This window comes from Pseudomonas sp. 22082 (assembly GCF_052046055.1).
Lineage (GTDB): Bacteria > Pseudomonadota > Gammaproteobacteria > Pseudomonadales > Pseudomonadaceae > Aquipseudomonas > Aquipseudomonas pharyngis.
The window spans coordinates 39,572-55,113 of the sequence record NZ_JBQEQB010000004.1 but is presented as its reverse complement, the minus strand read 5'-3'; the positions used below and the strand labels follow the sequence as shown (position 1 = coordinate 55,113).

21 protein-coding genes are annotated in these 15,542 nt (G+C 62.4%); 16 read left to right on the top strand and 5 right to left on the bottom strand.

Annotated elements, in window-relative coordinates; translation table 11 throughout:
• Positions 1–35: 35 nt before the first annotated feature.
• From ACTJK9_RS06215 to ACTJK9_RS06195, 5 genes are all read left to right on the top strand, one after another.
• On the top strand, positions 36–608 hold the full coding sequence (locus tag ACTJK9_RS06215; protein ID WP_011336368.1) for a YqgE/AlgH family protein: 573 nt from the start codon (positions 36–38) through the stop codon (positions 606–608).
• Entirely contained in the window at positions 608–1,045 is a 438-nt protein-coding gene (gene ruvX, locus ACTJK9_RS06210; protein ID WP_007953334.1) for a Holliday junction resolvase RuvX, read from the top strand. Before ACTJK9_RS06215 ends, ruvX begins: the two co-directional genes overlap by 1 nt.
• An 81-nt stretch (positions 1,046–1,126) precedes the next feature.
• Positions 1,127–1,630 carry a bifunctional pyr operon transcriptional regulator/uracil phosphoribosyltransferase PyrR gene (gene pyrR, locus ACTJK9_RS06205; RefSeq protein WP_085646969.1) on the top strand — a complete coding sequence of 168 codons (504 nt, stop codon included), beginning with the start codon at positions 1,127–1,129 and terminating at the stop codon, positions 1,628–1,630.
• A 27-nt stretch (positions 1,631–1,657) separates the two neighbouring features.
• Complete coding sequence (locus ACTJK9_RS06200) at positions 1,658–2,662, top strand: aspartate carbamoyltransferase catalytic subunit (RefSeq protein WP_007913665.1); 1,005 nt, start codon at positions 1,658–1,660, stop codon at positions 2,660–2,662.
• Positions 2,659–3,930: a dihydroorotase gene (locus ACTJK9_RS06195; protein WP_440812901.1), complete on the top strand. Its 1,272-nt coding sequence runs from the start codon at positions 2,659–2,661 to the stop codon at positions 3,928–3,930. The genes ACTJK9_RS06200 and ACTJK9_RS06195 overlap by 4 nt, the downstream gene beginning before the upstream one ends.
• A gap of 36 nt (positions 3,931–3,966) precedes the next feature.
• Here the strand turns inward: ACTJK9_RS06195 and ACTJK9_RS06190 are convergent, their stop codons facing one another.
• Positions 3,967–4,401 (bottom strand): NINE protein, encoded by a 435-nt coding sequence (locus tag ACTJK9_RS06190; protein WP_064600078.1) that lies wholly within the window; start codon positions 4,399–4,401, stop codon positions 3,967–3,969.
• Positions 4,402–4,650: 249 nt separating this feature from the next.
• Between ACTJK9_RS06190 and ACTJK9_RS06185 the strand changes: the two genes are divergently transcribed.
• Complete coding sequence (locus tag ACTJK9_RS06185) at positions 4,651–5,268, top strand: C40 family peptidase (RefSeq protein WP_039767935.1); 618 nt, start codon at positions 4,651–4,653, stop codon at positions 5,266–5,268.
• Positions 5,269–5,380: 112 nt separating this feature from the next.
• Here the strand turns inward: ACTJK9_RS06185 and ACTJK9_RS06180 are convergent, their stop codons facing one another.
• Positions 5,381–6,415 carry a type IV pilus twitching motility protein PilT gene (locus ACTJK9_RS06180; RefSeq protein WP_085611975.1) on the bottom strand — a complete coding sequence of 345 codons (1,035 nt, stop codon included), beginning with the start codon at positions 6,413–6,415 and terminating at the stop codon, positions 5,381–5,383.
• Between the two features lie 56 nt (positions 6,416–6,471).
• On the opposite strand from ACTJK9_RS06180, the gene ACTJK9_RS06175 reads away from it, so the two are divergent.
• From ACTJK9_RS06175 to ACTJK9_RS06130, 10 genes are all read left to right on the top strand, one after another.
• Positions 6,472–7,158 (top strand): YggS family pyridoxal phosphate-dependent enzyme, encoded by a 687-nt coding sequence (locus ACTJK9_RS06175; protein ID WP_440812897.1) that lies wholly within the window; start codon positions 6,472–6,474, stop codon positions 7,156–7,158.
• A gap of 23 nt (positions 7,159–7,181) precedes the next feature.
• On the top strand, positions 7,182–8,000 hold the full coding sequence (proC, locus tag ACTJK9_RS06170; RefSeq protein WP_064600085.1) for a pyrroline-5-carboxylate reductase: 819 nt from the start codon (positions 7,182–7,184) through the stop codon (positions 7,998–8,000).
• 10 nt (positions 8,001–8,010) lie between these two features.
• On the top strand, positions 8,011–8,601 hold the full coding sequence (locus ACTJK9_RS06165; protein ID WP_011336374.1) for a YggT family protein: 591 nt from the start codon (positions 8,011–8,013) through the stop codon (positions 8,599–8,601).
• Positions 8,598–8,885 carry a DUF167 domain-containing protein gene (locus ACTJK9_RS06160; RefSeq protein ID WP_085611977.1) on the top strand — a complete coding sequence of 96 codons (288 nt, stop codon included), beginning with the start codon at positions 8,598–8,600 and terminating at the stop codon, positions 8,883–8,885. Before ACTJK9_RS06165 ends, ACTJK9_RS06160 begins: the two co-directional genes overlap by 4 nt.
• A gap of 190 nt (positions 8,886–9,075) precedes the next feature.
• Positions 9,076–10,215 (top strand): homoserine O-succinyltransferase MetX, encoded by a 1,140-nt coding sequence (gene metX / locus ACTJK9_RS06155; protein WP_074690158.1) that lies wholly within the window; start codon positions 9,076–9,078, stop codon positions 10,213–10,215.
• Between the two features lie 7 nt (positions 10,216–10,222).
• A complete protein-coding gene (gene metW / locus ACTJK9_RS06150) occupies positions 10,223–10,843 on the top strand; it encodes a methionine biosynthesis protein MetW (protein ID WP_011336377.1) in 621 nt (206 codons plus the stop codon).
• A gap of 26 nt (positions 10,844–10,869) precedes the next feature.
• Positions 10,870–11,304: a DUF4426 domain-containing protein gene (locus tag ACTJK9_RS06145; RefSeq protein ID WP_011336378.1), complete on the top strand. Its 435-nt coding sequence runs from the start codon at positions 10,870–10,872 to the stop codon at positions 11,302–11,304.
• Positions 11,301–11,897: an RdgB/HAM1 family non-canonical purine NTP pyrophosphatase gene (rdgB, locus tag ACTJK9_RS06140; RefSeq protein WP_011336379.1), complete on the top strand. Its 597-nt coding sequence runs from the start codon at positions 11,301–11,303 to the stop codon at positions 11,895–11,897. Before ACTJK9_RS06145 ends, rdgB begins: the two co-directional genes overlap by 4 nt.
• Entirely contained in the window at positions 11,894–13,099 is a 1,206-nt protein-coding gene (gene hemW / locus ACTJK9_RS06135) for a radical SAM family heme chaperone HemW (RefSeq protein ID WP_440812894.1), read from the top strand. The genes rdgB and hemW overlap by 4 nt, the downstream gene beginning before the upstream one ends.
• A 34-nt stretch (positions 13,100–13,133) precedes the next feature.
• Positions 13,134–13,457 carry a DUF3392 domain-containing protein gene (locus ACTJK9_RS06130; protein WP_074690154.1) on the top strand — a complete coding sequence of 108 codons (324 nt, stop codon included), beginning with the start codon at positions 13,134–13,136 and terminating at the stop codon, positions 13,455–13,457.
• A 132-nt stretch (positions 13,458–13,589) separates the two neighbouring features.
• Here ACTJK9_RS06130 and trmB read toward each other — a convergent pair whose 3' ends face one another.
• The 3 genes from trmB to thiS form a co-directional block, all read right to left on the bottom strand.
• Complete coding sequence (gene trmB / locus ACTJK9_RS06125; protein WP_064380092.1) at positions 13,590–14,315, bottom strand: tRNA (guanosine(46)-N7)-methyltransferase TrmB; 726 nt, start codon at positions 14,313–14,315, stop codon at positions 13,590–13,592.
• Between the two features lie 9 nt (positions 14,316–14,324).
• Positions 14,325–15,119 carry a thiazole synthase gene (locus tag ACTJK9_RS06120; RefSeq protein WP_007953385.1) on the bottom strand — a complete coding sequence of 265 codons (795 nt, stop codon included), beginning with the start codon at positions 15,117–15,119 and terminating at the stop codon, positions 14,325–14,327.
• Between the two features lie 212 nt (positions 15,120–15,331).
• On the bottom strand, positions 15,332–15,532 hold the full coding sequence (gene thiS / locus ACTJK9_RS06115) for a sulfur carrier protein ThiS (RefSeq protein ID WP_440812890.1): 201 nt from the start codon (positions 15,530–15,532) through the stop codon (positions 15,332–15,334).
• Positions 15,533–15,542: the final 10 nt, after the last annotated feature.

Sequence of the window (15,542 nt, the reverse complement as noted above, 5' to 3'; positions counted from 1 at the left end):
TGTCAGTTCGCCCCCCGAACGCCACACTAGCGCACATGAAAAACGTCAGCCCCAGCTACCTCAAGCATCACTTCCTGATCGCCATGCCACACATGGCCGACCCGAACTTTGCCCACACCTTGACCTACATCGTCGAGCACACGGCCAATGGGGCCATGGGGCTGGTGGTCAACCGACCGCAAGAGCTGAATCTGGCCGACATCCTCGAGCAATTGCGCCCGGACATCGATCCGCCAGCGCTGTGCCAGCATGTGCCGATCTTCATCGGCGGCCCGGTGCAGACTGATCGCGGTTTTGTCCTGCACCCGGCGGGCAAGACGTTCCAGGCCACCGTCGAGCTGGAGGGCGATCTGGCCCTGTCCACCTCGCAGGACGTGCTGTTCGCCATCGCCGACGGCGTGGGCCCGGCCAAAAGCGTGATCACCCTCGGTTATGCCGGCTGGGAAGCGGGACAACTGGAAGCCGAGCTGGCCGACAATGCCTGGCTGACCTGCCCGTACGACGCCGACATCCTGTTCAACACCAGCAGCGAACTGCGCCTGGAAGCGGCGGCCAGGCACCTGGGGATCAACCTCAGCCTGCTGACCAGCCAGGCAGGACACGCCTGATGGCCCTGCGCCTGATCCTCGGCTTCGACTACGGCACCAAACAGATCGGCGTGGCGGTCGGCCAGGTGATTACCGGCCAGGCCCGCGAACTGTGCACCTTGAAGGCGCAAAACGGTGTGCCGGACTGGAATCAGGTCGAAGCCCTGATAAAGGAATGGAAGCCCGACGCCGTGGTGGTCGGCCTGCCGCTGAACATGGACGGCACGCCCAGCGAGATGTGCGCCCGCGCCGAGAAATTCGCCCGCCGCCTCAACGGCCGTTTCAACCTGCCTTTCTATACCCACGACGAACGCCTGACCACCTTCGAAGCCAAGGGCGAGCGACTGGTGCGCGGCGGACAGAAAGGCAGCTACCGCGACAACCCGGTGGACGCCATCGCCGCCGCCCTGCTGCTGCAAGGCTGGCTCGACGAAAACACCGCACTATTTGAATCCTGACAAGCGCTACGGCGCTTTTCTTTTGGTTACAACCCGAGCCCCGGTTCGCGAGAACCGGCTCGACCCCGAGAAGGAGCAACCATGAGCCTGCCCAATCCCGCCGATCTGATCAGCCAGATGGCGACCCGCCTCAAGGCGCACCTTGCCCAGCGTGAAATCAGCGAACCGCGTTACATCGGCATCCGCACCGGCGGCGTCTGGGTCGCCCAGGCCCTGCTCGCAGAGCTGGGCAGCGACGCGCCATTGGGCACGCTGGATGTTTCCTTCTACCGCGACGACTTCAGCCAGAACGGCCTGCACCCGCAAGTGCGCCCGTCCGCCCTGCCCTTCGAAATCGAAGGCCAGCATCTGGTGCTGATCGACGACGTACTGATGAGCGGCCGGACCATCCGCGCCGCCATGAACGAACTGTTCGACTACGGCCGCCCGGCCAGCGTGACGCTGGTCTGTCTGCTGGACCTGGACGCCGGCGAACTGCCGATCCGCCCCAACGTGGTCGGCGCGACCCTGTCGCTGGCCGCCCACGAGCGGGTCAAGCTGTCCGGTCCGGAGCTGGCACTCGAACTGCAAGACCTTGCCCTTTAATCCGCCCTATTGAGAGTCCCCCTCGCGATGACGCCTCTAGATACCAAGCGCCCGCTGCAGCTCAATGATCAGGGCCAGCTGCGCCACTTCCTCTCGCTCGACGGCCTGCGCCGCGAGTTGCTGACGGAAATCCTCGACACCGCCGACTCGTTCCTCGAAGTCGGCGCCCGGGCCGTGAAGAAGGTTCCGTTGTTGCGCGGCAAGACCGTGTGCAACGTGTTCTTCGAAAACTCGACCCGCACCCGCACCACCTTCGAACTCGCGGCCCAGCGCCTGTCGGCGGACGTGATCACCCTGAACGTGTCGACCTCGTCGGCCAGCAAGGGCGAAACCCTGCTCGATACCCTGCGCAACCTCGAAGCCATGGCTGCCGACATGTTCGTCGTGCGCCACGGTGACTCGGGCGCCGCGCACTTCATCGCCGAACATGTCTGCCCGCAGGTGGCGATCATCAACGGCGGCGACGGCCGACACGCGCACCCGACCCAGGGCATGCTCGACATGCTGACCATCCGCCGCCACAAGGGCGGTTTCGAGAACCTCTCGGTAGCCATCGTCGGCGACATCCTGCACTCGCGGGTGGCGCGCTCGAACATGCTCGCCCTGAAGACCCTCGGCTGCCCGGACATCCGCGTGATCGCGCCGAAAACCCTGCTGCCGATCGGCATCGAGCAATACGGCGTGAAGGTCTACACCGACATGACCGAAGGCCTGAAAGACGTCGACGTGGTGATCATGCTGCGCCTGCAGCGTGAGCGCATGACCGGCGGCCTGCTGCCGAGCGAAGGCGAGTTCTACCGCCTGTTCGGCCTGACCACCGCGCGCCTGGCCGGCGCCAAGCCCGATTGCATCGTCATGCACCCGGGGCCGATCAACCGCGGCGTGGAGATCGAGTCGGCGGTGGCCGACGGCCCGCACTCGGTGATCCTCAATCAAGTCACCTACGGCATCGCGATCCGTATGGCCGTGCTGTCGATGGCCATGAGCGGGCAAACGGCGCAACGTCAATTCGAGCAGGAGAACGCCCAGTGAAGCTCAGCATTCTCGGCGCCCGCGTCATCGATCCAAGCAGCGGCCTGGATCAAATCACCGATATTCACGTTGAAGCCTGCAAGATCGTCGCCCTCGGCGCGGCACCGGCCGGTTTCACCGCCGTCGAAACCATCGACGCCACAGACCTGGTGGCCGCTCCGGGGCTGGTCGACCTGAACGTCGCCCTGCGCGAGCCGGGCTACAGCCGCAAAGGCACCATCGCCAGCGAAACCCGCGCTGCAGCGGCCGGTGGCGTGACCAGCCTGTGCTGCCCGCCGAAGACCAAACCGGTGCTCGACACCTCCGCCGTGGCCGAACTGATCCTCGACCGCGCCCGCGAGGCCGGCAACACCAAGGTGTTCCCGATTGGCGCGCTGAGCAAAGGTCTGGATGGCGAACAGCTCGCAGAACTGGTTGCCCTGCGTGACGCCGGTTGCGTAGCGTTCGGCAACGGCCTGGAAAGCTTCCGCAACACCCGCACCCTGTGCCGGGCGCTGGATTACGCGGCAACGTTCGACCTGACGGTGATTTTCAACTCGCAGGATCACGACCTCGCCGACGGCGGCCTGGCCCACGAAGGTGCCACCGCCAGCTTCCTCGGCCTGCCAGGCATCCCGGAAACCGCTGAAACCGTGGCCCTGGCCCGTGATCTGCTGCTGGTCGAGCAAACCGGCGTGCGTGCGCACTTCAGCCAGCTGACCAGCGCTCGCGGCGTGGCCCTGATCGCTCAGGCCCAGGCCCGTGGTTTGAAAGTCACGGCGGATGTCGCCCTGTATCAGCTGATCCTGACGGACGAAGCGCTGATCGACTTCAGCAGCCTGTATCACGTGCAACCGCCGCTGCGCACCCGCGCCGACCGCGACGGCCTGCGTGAAGCGGTGAAGTCCGGCGTGGTCTCGGCCATCTCCAGCCATCACCAGCCCCATGAACGCGATGCCAAACTGGCACCGTTCGGCGCCACCGAGCCAGGCATCAGCAGCGTCGAATTGCTGCTGCCGCTGGCGATGACGCTGGTCGAGGATGGTCTGCTGGACCTGCCGACCCTGCTGGCCCGCCTGAGCGCCGGTCCGGCCGAGGCTCTGCGCCTGCCTGCGGGCAAACTGGCAGTGGGTGGCGCGGCGGATATCGTGCTGTTCGATCCGAAGGCTTCGACCGTGGCCGGCGAAACCTGGCTGTCGAAGGGTGAGAACTGCCCTTTCCTCGGCCATAGCCTGCCGGGTGTGGTGCGTTACACCTTGGTGGATGGCCGGATCAGTCACCAGGCGTAAAAAAAATGGCGAGGGAGCCAGCTCCCTCGCCATCACTTACTGAAAGGCGCCCCGCCCTTCGGCATTACGCACCGACACCTGATCGTTCAGCGTCCAGAAGTCATACAGCACCCCAAGAAAGAACAACCCGCCGGTCAGCAGATACACCAACCCGCTGATCCACTTGCCCTGATACATCCGGTGCACGCCGAGCGCGCCGAGGAAGGTCAGCAGAATCCACGCCACGTTGTACTCGATCGGGCCCGCGGCGAAACGCAGGTCGGCTTCGCGATCCATCGCCGGGATCAGGAACACGTCGATCAGCCAGCCGATCCCCAGCAACCCGAAAGTGAAAAACCAGATCGTGCCGGTCACCGGCTTGCCGTAATAGAAGCGGTGGGAGCCTGTGAAACCGAAAATCCACAACAGGTAACCGATCACCTTGCTGTGGGTGTCTTTTTCCTTCACACGGGGCAGCTGATAGCCGTTCATTAAGACCTCGTTACACGCGATAGATAAATATTCTTTAATTCTTTGTGACTTTTTTACAGGTAGCCGACGTATGGCAAATGCTACCGTGTGTCCCGTCAAAGCCTTATAGCACCGGACTTCTGTCCGACAATTGCGTCTTTTTGCCGCTTATTTGGTTCCATTGGCATCGGATTGAATCGACCAACGGCCTCGGAAGTGACAAAAAAGCTGTTATAAAGTTGCGCGCTAACACATCAAGAGCCCTGCCTAATGCGTCCATTTTTCAAGACATGGCTAACTATTTGCCTATTAATGCCACTGGCCGCCCACGCCACCAATCGTGAGCAACGTCTTCCAAACGTTAACGGTTTCACCCCTAAATCCCATGCCTCTGCTCCTTCGAACAAAGGCAAACAGGTCAAGCACACCACGCTGAGCAGCACCGGCCGAAGCAAGCTGGTGCCACCGATGGCGACCAAGGAAAGCAGCAACGTCCTCAGTCGCGCGGTAAACGTCCTCGGTACGCCATACCGTTGGGGCGGCAGCAGCCCGAGTAAAGGCTTCGACTGCAGCGGTCTGGTGAAATACGCGTTCAACGACGCCACGTTCGACCTGCCACGCACCTCGAACGCCATGGCCAGTGGTCACGGCGAGAAAGTCGAACGCAAGGACCTGAAGCCGGGCGACCTGATTTTCTTCAACATCAAGAGCCGTCGGGTCAATCACGTCGCCATCTACCTGGGCAACGACCGTTTCATCCATGCGCCACGGCGCGGCAAAGCGGTGAGCATCGACACTCTGAACAAGCCCTACTGGGAAAAGCATTACGTGGTGGCCAAACGCGTATTGCCGAAAGAGCAAGGGCAGATGCGCGTGGTTCAGCGCTAAGTTGACTGATCCAGGATTTGCTTAACCAGTACTGCCCCCTTCGCGAGCAAGCCCGCTCCCACATGGAACNGCTTGCTCGCGAAGGGGCCGGTGGTAACACCGAAAATACCCCTCAGAAATTATCTGGCGTGCGCGCTTTCTCCCGCGCATGTTCGCGGCTGATCAAGCCCTTGGTCACCAGATCCTTCAGGCACATGTCGAGTGTCTGCATTCCCAGCGAGCCACCGGTCTGTATCGCCGAATACATCTGCGCCACCTTGTCCTCGCGGATCAGGTTACGGATCGCCGACGTACCCAGCATGATCTCGTGCGCCGCCACCCGACCGCCGCCGATCTTCTTGATCAGCGTCTGCGAGACTACCGCCAGCAACGACTCCGACAGCATCGAGCGCACCATGGACTTTTCGTCCCCGGGGAACACGTCCACCACCCGGTCGATGGTCTTGGCTGCCGACGTGGTGTGCAAGGTACCGAACACCAGGTGCCCGGTCTCGGCCGCGGTCAGCGCCAGGCGGATGGTTTCCAGATCGCGCATCTCGCCCACCAGGATCACATCCGGGTCTTCGCGCAGCGCTGAGCGCAACGCAGTGGCGAAACTGCGGGTATCACGATGGACTTCGCGCTGATTGATCAGGCATTTGCGCGATTCGTGGACAAATTCGATCGGATCTTCGATGGTCAGGATGTGGTGATGACGATGGGTGTTGAGGTAATCGATCATCGCCGCCAGTGTCGTGGACTTGCCGGAGCCGGTCGGTCCGGTCACCAGCACCAGCCCGCGCGGCGCATCGGTGATCTTGCGAAAGACGTCGCCCATGGCCAGGTCTTCCATGGTCAGCACTTTTGACGGGATGGTCCGGAACACCGCCCCGGCGCCCCGGTTCTGGTTGAAGGCATTGACCCGAAAGCGCGCCACGCCGGGGACTTCGAAGGAAAAGTCGGTTTCCAGATGTTTCTCGAAGTCCACCCGCTGGGTGTCGTTCATGATGTCGTAGATCAGCTCGTGCACTTGCTGGTGATCCAGCGCCGGCAGATTGATCCGCCGCACGTCGCCATCCACGCGGATCATCGGCGGCAGACCGGCCGACAGGTGCAGGTCGGAAGCACCCTGTTTGGCGCTGAAGGCCAGCAGTTCAGTGATATCCATAGCGTCCCTCAATTCCAGTAGAATGCCGCGAACCTTCAGACCGCTGGCGCCTCTTGATGTCCACGATAGCAGACAACATTCTCCAGGTTAGTTCGCGTATTCATGCCGCCACCGCTGCCGCCGGACGCGATGAAAACAGCGTCCAGCTGCTGGCCGTGAGCAAGACCAAACCGGCACAAGCCCTGCGCGAAGCGTACGCCGCCGGCCTGCGCGACTTCGGCGAGAACTACCTGCAAGAGGCCTTGGGCAAGCAGCTCGAACTGGCCGACCTGCCCTTGATCTGGCACTTCATCGGCCCCATTCAGTCGAACAAGACCCGCTCGATCGCCGAGCATTTCGCCTGGGTGCACTCCGTGGATCGTCTGAAAATCGCCCAACGCCTGTCCGAGCAACGCCCGGCGGATCTGCCGCCACTGAACATCTGCATTCAGGTCAACGTCAGCGGTGAAGCCAGCAAGTCCGGCTGCACCCCGCAAGACCTGCCGGCCCTGGCCCAGGCCATCAGCGCCCTGCCGCGCCTGAAACTGCGCGGGTTGATGGCGATTCCCGAGCCGACCGAAGATCGCGCCGAGCAAGACGCTGCATTCGCTGCCGTTCAGAAATTGCAGGCCGGCCTCGATCTGCCGCTCGACACACTTTCCATGGGCATGAGCCACGACCTCGAGTCGGCCATTGCCCAGGGCGCGACCTGGGTCCGTATCGGTACGGCCCTGTTCGGCGCCCGCGACTATTCCCAATCTTGACCATTTCCAGATAAGGACCTGACATGAGCAACACACGTATTGCCTTTATCGGTGCCGGCAACATGGCCGCCAGCCTGATCGGCGGCCTGCGGGCCAAGGGTCTGGAAGCTGCACACATTCGCGCCAGCGATCCGGGCGAAGAAACCCGCGCCAAAGTCAGCGCCGAACACGGCATCGAAACCTTCGCCGACAACGCCCAGGCCATCGACGGCGCTGACGTTGTCGTGCTGGCGGTCAAGCCACAGGCCATGAAAGCCGTGTGCGAAGCGATTCGCCCGAGCCTGAAACCGAATCAACTGGTGGTCTCGATCGCCGCCGGCATCACCTGCGCCAGCATGACCGCATGGCTCGGCGAGCAACCGATCGTGCGCTGCATGCCGAACACCCCGGCGCTGCTGCGTCAGGGCGTGAGCGGCTTGTACGCCACCGGCGCCGTGAGCGCCGAACAACGCCAACAGGCTGAAGAACTGCTGTCCGCCGTGGGCATCGCCCTGTGGCTGAACGAAGAGCAGCAACTGGACGCGGTCACCGCCGTCTCCGGTTCCGGCCCGGCGTACTTCTTCCTGCTGATCGAAGCCATGACCGCCGCCGGCGTCAAACTCGGCCTGCCGAAGGAAACCGCCGAGCAACTGACCCTGCAGACCGCTCTGGGCGCCGCGCATATGGCGGTGTCCAGTGACGTCGACGCTGCCGAACTGCGCCGCCGCGTGACCTCGCCGGCCGGCACCACGGAAGCTGCAATCAAATCGTTCCAGGCCGGCGGCTTCGAAGCCCTGGTGGAAAAAGCACTCGGCGCCGCCGCGCACCGCTCGGCCGAAATGGCCGAACAACTGGGCAAATAAGGAGCCTCACATGATTGGATTGAACACCGCAGCGGTCTACGTGCTGCAAACCCTCGGCAGCCTGTACCTGCTGATCGTGCTGCTGCGCTTCGTCCTGCAACTGGTGCGGGCGAACTTCTACAACCCGCTGTGCCAGTTCGTGGTCAAGGCCACCCAGCCGCTGCTCAAGCCACTGCGCCGGATCATTCCGAGCCTGTTCGGCCTCGACATGTCGTCGCTGGTACTGGCGATCCTCGTGCAACTGGCGCTGATGGCGCTGACCCTGCTGCTGACCTACGGCACCACCGGCAACCCGCTGCAACTGCTGATCTGGTCGCTGATCGGCGTGACGGCGCTGTTCCTGAAGATTTTCTTCTGGGCCATGATCATCAGCATCATCCTGTCCTGGGTCGCACCGGGCAGCCACAATCCGGGCGCCGAGCTGGTGAACCAGATCTGTGAGCCGGCCCTGGCGCCGTTCCGCCGCATCCTGCCGAACCTCGGCGGTCTGGACCTGTCGCCGATCTTCGCCTTCCTCGTGCTGAAGCTGATCGACATGCTGGTGATCAACAACCTCGCGGCGATGACGATGATGCCGGAAATCCTGCGCCTGCTGATGTGAGCTGGTTTCGCTGGGACGGTGACGACCTGATTCTGGAGTGTCACCTGCAACCGGCCGCCCGCAGCGATGATTTCTGCGGGCTGCACGGTGATCGCCTGAAAATCCGCCTGACCGCCCCGCCGGTCGAGGGCAAGGCCAATGCGTACCTGATGGGGTTTCTGGCCAAGGCTTTTGGGGTTTCCAAGAGTCAGGTCAGTTTGCTCAGCGGCGAGCTGAACCGGCAGAAGCGAGTGCGCATCAGCGCACCGAAAAAGCTGCCGGACTTGCCCGGACTAGTGCGCTGATCGTTCCCACGCTCCGCGTGGGAATGCATCCCGGGACCGCTCCGCGTCCCCCGCCGAAGCGGACGCGGAGCGTCCAATGAGGCATTCCCGCGCAGAGCGTGGGAACGAGCGCAAATCAGGCCTGATCGTTGCTTGCCGCTAACCCCACCGGTCTTTAGACTTACGCCTCATTTCAACGAGAGCAGGGTCGATGCCAGCTGCCTTTCCCCCCGATTCTGTTGGTCTGGTGACGCCGCAAACGGCGCACTTCAGCGAACCGCTGGCCCTGGCCTGCGGCCGTTCGCTGGCCGATTATGACCTGATCTACGAAACCTACGGCACGCTGAACGCGCAAGCGAGCAACGCCGTGCTGATCTGCCATGCCTTGTCCGGCCACCACCACGCTGCGGGTTATCACAGCGTCGACGACCGCAAGCCCGGTTGGTGGGACAGCTGCATCGGCCCCGGCAAGCCGATCGACACCAACAAGTTCTTCGTGGTCAGCCTGAACAACCTCGGCGGTTGCAACGGCTCCACCGGCCCGAGCAGCCTCAATCCGGAAACCGGCAAGCCGTTCGGCGCCGACTTCCCGGTGCTGACCGTGGAAGACTGGGTACACAGCCAGGCACGTCTGGCTGACCTGCTCGGCATCAGCCAGTGGGCGGCGGTAATCGGTGGCAGCCTCGGCGGCATGCAGGCGCTGCAATGGACCATCACGTATCCGGATCGCGTGCGCCACTGCCTGGCCATCGCCTCGGCCCCCAAGCTGTCGGCGCAGAACATCGCCTTCAACGAAGTGGCGCGCCAGGCGATCCTCACTGACCCGGAATTCCACGGCGGCTCGTTCCAGGAACACGGCGTGATCCCCAAGCGCGGCCTGATGCTGGCGCGGATGGTCGGACACATCACGTATCTGTCCGACGACTCCATGGGCGAGAAATTCGGCCGTGGCCTGAAGAGCGAAAAGCTCAACTACGACTTCCACAGCGTCGAGTTCCAGGTCGAAAGCTACCTGCGCTATCAGGGCGAAGAGTTCTCCGGGCGCTTCGATGCCAACACCTATCTGTTGATGACCAAGGCGCTGGACTACTTCGATCCGGCAGCGAACTTCAACGATAACCTGGCGAAAACCTTCGAAGGTGCAAAAGCCAGGTTCTGCGTGATGTCGTTCACCACCGACTGGCGCTTCTCCCCGGCCCGTTCGCGGGAACTGGTGGACGCGCTGATGGCCGCGCGCAAGGACGTCAGTTACCTGGAAATCGACGCACCCCAGGGCCACGACGCCTTCCTGATTCCGATCCCGCGTTATTTGCAGGCGTTCGGCAATTACATGAACCGCATTACGTTGTGAGAAAGCCATGAGAGCTGATCTGGAAATCATCCAGGAATGGATCCCCGCCGGCAGCCGCGTGCTCGACCTCGGCTGCGGTGACGGCGAGTTGCTGACCTGGCTGCGCGACCACAAGCAGGTCACCGGCTATGGCCTGGAAAACGACCCGGACAACATCGCCGAGTGCGTGGCCAAGGGCATCAACGTCATCGAGCAGGACCTGGACAAAGGCCTGGGCAACTTCGCCAGCAACAGCTTCGATATCGTGGTGATGACCCAGGCCCTGCAAGCCGTGCATTACCCGGACAAGATCCTCGACGAAATGCTGCGTGTCGGCCGCCAGTGCATCATCACCTTCCCCAACTTCGGTCACTGGCGCTGCCGCTGGTATCTGGCGAGCAAGGGGCGGATGCCGGTATCGGAATTCCTGCCGTACACCTGGTACAACACGCCGAACATCCACTTCTGCACCTTCGAAGACTTTGAAGAGCTTTGTCGCGAACGTGAGGCGAAGGTCATTGATCGGCTTGCCGTGGATCAACAGCACCGCCACGGGTGGGCCAGTAAGCTATGGCCTAATCTGTTAGGTGAGATCGGTATCTACCGCGTCAGCAGCCCGGGGCTTGCGGATCACAGAATCGCGGTCTGAACCACGACATTGCGAGGAGAACGAACATGGGACGCTTGATTACCGCGCTATTGGCCGCCTGCCTGAGCCTGTCGGCCGTGGCCGCCGATGCCATCAAGGGCGAACGCAAGGAAGTGTTCGGTGATGTCACCGTGCATTACAACACCTTCAACTCGACCTTCCTGACACCGGACATCGCCAAGGCTGCCGAGCTGATCCGCAGCAAGAATCAGGGCGTGATCAATGTCTCGGTAATCAAGGACGGCAAACCGCTGATCGCCCAGGTCACCGGCACCGTCAAGGACCTGACCAGCCAGAGCGTGCCGCTGACCTTCCGCCAGATCACCGAACAGGGCGCGATCTACTACATCGCCCAGTACCCGGTGGAACAGCAGGAAACCCGCACTTTTGAAATCAAGGTGCAGACCGGCGACAAGATCAACACCCTCAATTTCAACCAAGAGCTTTTCCCTGGCCAATGATCAATCTCAAGCAACTCGTACTGGCCAGCCATAACGCCGGCAAACTCAAGGAACTCCAGGCCATGCTCGGCGACTCGGTGCAACTGCGCTCGATCGGCGAATTCAGCAGCGTGGAGCCGGAAGAAACCGGTCTGTCGTTCGTCGAGAACGCGATCCTCAAGGCCCGCAATGCCGCGCGCATTTCCGGTCTGCCGGCGCTGGCCGACGATTCGGGCCTGGCGGTGGACTTTCTCGGCGGTGCGCCGGGCATCTATTCGGCGCGCTACGCCGACGGCAAGGGCGACGCGGCGAACAACGCCAAACTGCTCGACGCCTTGAAGGATGTGCCTGAAGCCGAGCGCGGCGCGCAGTTTGTCTGCGTGCTGGCCTTGGTGCGTCACGCCGACGATCCGCTGCCGATCCTCTGCGAAGGTCTGTGGCACGGGCGCATCCTGACCGCTGCCAGCGGTGAACACGGTTTCGGCTACGACCCACTGTTCTGGGTGCCGGAGCGTAACGTGTCCAGCGCCGAGCTGAGCCCGAGCGACAAGAACCAGATCAGCCACCGCGCCCGTGCAATGGATCTGCTGCGCCAGCGTCTGGGCTTGAAATGACCGATAGTTCTTCCGTGTCGTCGCTGATTATCGGCGGCGCCGCCTCCTCGCCTCGGGCGCCGTTGCCGACGCTGCCGCCCCTGGCGCTGTACATCCACATACCGTGGTGTGTGCGCAAATGTCCGTATTGCGACTTCAACTCCCACACCGCCAGCCCGGTGCTGCCGGAGCAGGAATACGTCGACGCGCTGCTCGCCGACCTCGATCAGGATCTGCACGCAGTGTATGGCCGTGAGTTGAGTTCGATCTTCTTTGGCGGCGGCACGCCGAGCCTGTTCAGCGCCGAAGCCCTGGGTCGATTGCTGGAAGGCGTGAAACAGCGCATCCCGTTTGCCGATGACATCGAAATCACCCTGGAAGCCAACCCCGGAACCTTCGAACAAGAGAAGTTCGTCGCCTACCGCAAGCTGGGGATCAATCGCCTGTCGATCGGCATCCAGAGCTTCCAGCAGGAAAAACTCAAGGCCCTCGGTCGCATCCACAACGGCGACGAAGCCATCCGCGCCGCCGGCATGGCACGCCAGGCCGGGTTCGATAACTTCAACCTCGACTTGATGCACGGGTTGCCGGACCAGTCGCTGGACGATGCCCTGAGCGATCTGCGTCAGGCTATCGAGCTAAAGCCGACGCACATTTCCTGGTATCAGTTGACGCTGGAGCCGAACACCGTGTTCTGGAACCAGCCGCCAGTGCTGCCGGAAGACGACACGCTGTGGGACATTCAAGAGGCCGGACAGGCACTGCTGGCCGAGCACGGTTACGCGCAGTACGAAGTTTCGGCGTATGCCCAACCGGGTCGCCCGGCGCGGCATAACCTCAATTACTGGAGCTTCGGCGACTTCATCGGCATCGGCGCCGGCGCTCACGGCAAGCTCAGCCATCCGGACGGGCGCATCGTGCGCACCTGGAAGACCCGCCTGCCGAAGGATTACCTCAACCCGGCAAAAAGCTTCCAGGCCGGCGAGAAAGCCCTGACCAACGACGAGATGCCGTTCGAATTCCTGATGAACGCCCTGCGCCTGACCGCCGGCGTCGAATCGCGCCTGTACCCGGAGCGCACCGGCCTGCCGCTGGAGAGCCTCGACGAACACCGGCGCGAGGCCGAACAAAGCGGTCTGTTGCAGGTCGAACCGTCACGTCTGGCGGCCACCGAGCGCGGACAACTGTTCCTCAACGACTTGCTGCAGAAATTTCTGAGCTGAGCCCAACGCCCAACGGCAGCCCTAAGGAAAAAACATGGATTTGATTCTCGACCTGCTCGCCACCGTGTCCCGCTGGAGCCGCAGCAACCTCTCGGAAATCGCTCTGGCACTGGTGGGCTGTCTGCTGGTGCTGTTCGGCGCTGACTTCAAGGGCTGGGTCGAGCAACGCCTGGGCAGCATCGCCGGCGCCCTGCGCGTGCCGCTGATGGCCCTGCTGTGTCTGATCGGCAGCGGCGCGGCGCTGATCTACGCCACACCCTGGGTGGTGAAGGGCTTGAGCCAGTTCAACAACTACAGCCTGGCGCCGGTGTTGTTGGTGGTGCTGGTGTTGATTGGCGTAGTGGCCGACCGCCGCTGATTTTCAGTACACACAGAACGCAAATGTGGGAGCGAGCTTGCTCGCGAAAGCGGTAGATCATTCGATATTGATATCGACTGAAATGACGCCTTCGCGAGCAAGCCCGCTCCCACATTTATTGTTGCGTGATATTCAGGACTGCTTTTCGAACTTCAGATCCCACACGCCATGCCCAAGACGTTCGCCGCGGCGTTCGAACTTGGTGATCGGGCGTTCGGCCGGGCGGGGTACGCACTTGCCGTCTTCGGCGAGGTTGCGATAGCCCGGGGCGACGTTCATCACTTCCAGCATGTATTCGGCGTACGGCTCCCAGTCGGTGGCCATGTGCAGAATGCCGCCAACCTTCAACTTGCTGCGCACCAGTTCAGCGAAGGACGCCTGAACGATGCGGCGCTTGTGGTGACGGCTCTTGTGCCACGGATCCGGGAAGAACAGCATCAGGCGATCGAGACTGTTGTCGGCGATGCAGCGGTTGAGCACTTCGATCGCGTCGCAGTCGTAGACCCGCAGGTTGGTCAGGCCCTGAGTCAGCACGCCGTTGAGCAGTGCGCCGACACCCGGACGGTGAACCTCGACACCGATGAAATCCTGCTCCGGCGCAGCGGCGGCCATCTCCAGCAGCGAGTGGCCCATGCCGAAACCGATCTCCAGCGAACGCGGCGCGGAACGGCCGAACACCTGGTCGAAATCCACCGGCGCATCGGCCAGCGGCAGGACGAACTTCGGCGCGCCCTGATCCAGGCCGCGCTGCTGGCCTTCGGTCATGCGCCCGGCGCGCATCACAAAACTCTTGATGCGGCGGTGTTGGCGCTCGTCGCCTTCTTCCGTCTGGATTGGCGTGTCGTTCGATTCAGTCATCAATAGCTCTTACTTGATCAGACCATCCAGCGGCGAAGAGGCGCTGGCATAGAGTTTTTTCGGCATGCGGCCGGCGAGGTAGGCCAGGCGGCCCGCGACGATCGCGTGTTTCATGGCTTCGGCCATCATGATCGGCTGCTGGGCGTGGGCGATGGCCGAGTTCATCAGCACGGCGTCACAGCCCAGTTCCATGGAGATGGTGGCGTCGGAAGCGGTGCCGACACCGGCATCCACCAGCACCGGGATTTTGGCTTCTTCGAGGATGATCTGCAGGTTGTACGGGTTGCAGATCCCCAGGCCCGAACCGATCAGACCGGCCAGCGGCATCACCGCGATGCAGCCGATTTCCGCCAGTTGCCGGGCGATGATCGGGTCATCACTGGTGTAGACCATCACGTCGAAGCCTTCCTTGACCAGCACTTCGGCAGCCTTGAGGGTTTCGATCACGTTGGGAAACAGGGTTTTCTGGTCGGCCAGCACTTCCAGCTTCACCAGGTTGTGGCCATCGAGCAGCTCACGGGCCAGGCGGCAGGTGCGCACGGCCTCGACCGCGTCGTAGCAACCGGCGGTGTTCGGCAGGAAGGTGTAGCGATCCGGCGACAGCACTTCGAGCAGGTTCGGCTCGCCTTCGATCTGGCCCAGGTTGGTGCGGCGCACGGCGAAGGTGACGATCTCGGCACCCGAGGCTTCGATGGCCAGGCGGGTTTCTTCCATGTCACGGTACTTGCCGGTACCGACCAGCAAACGCGACTGGTAAGTACGACCGGCCAGAACGAAAGGCTTGTCGCTACGAACGATGCTCATGGGGAATCCTCTGTTGGGGTGAGGGTCTTGCAGAATGCCTTAAATAGCCAAACGCTGTGAAAACGTCGCGAGCGAAGGAAAGACAAGGCAAAAACAGGCGAGGAAGCGGAGTTTACGGGTTGTAAATGAGCATTCCGAGCCTGTTTTTAACGCAGTATTTCTTGCGTGCGCCGAAGGCGCCCAGCACGCAGCAGTTTTCACAGTGTTTGGGATCAGCCGCCGCCGATGGCGTGCACCACTTCGACGTTGTCGCCGTCGTTCAAAGTGGTGTCGGCATGCTGGCTGCGCGGGACGATATCCAGATTGAGTTCGACCGCCACCCGGCGTCCGGTCAGGTCCAGACGGGTCAGCAGGGCCTCAACGGTTTCACCGTCGGGCAGTTCAAAGGATTCACCGTTCAACTGAATGCGCATGCGCAACGCC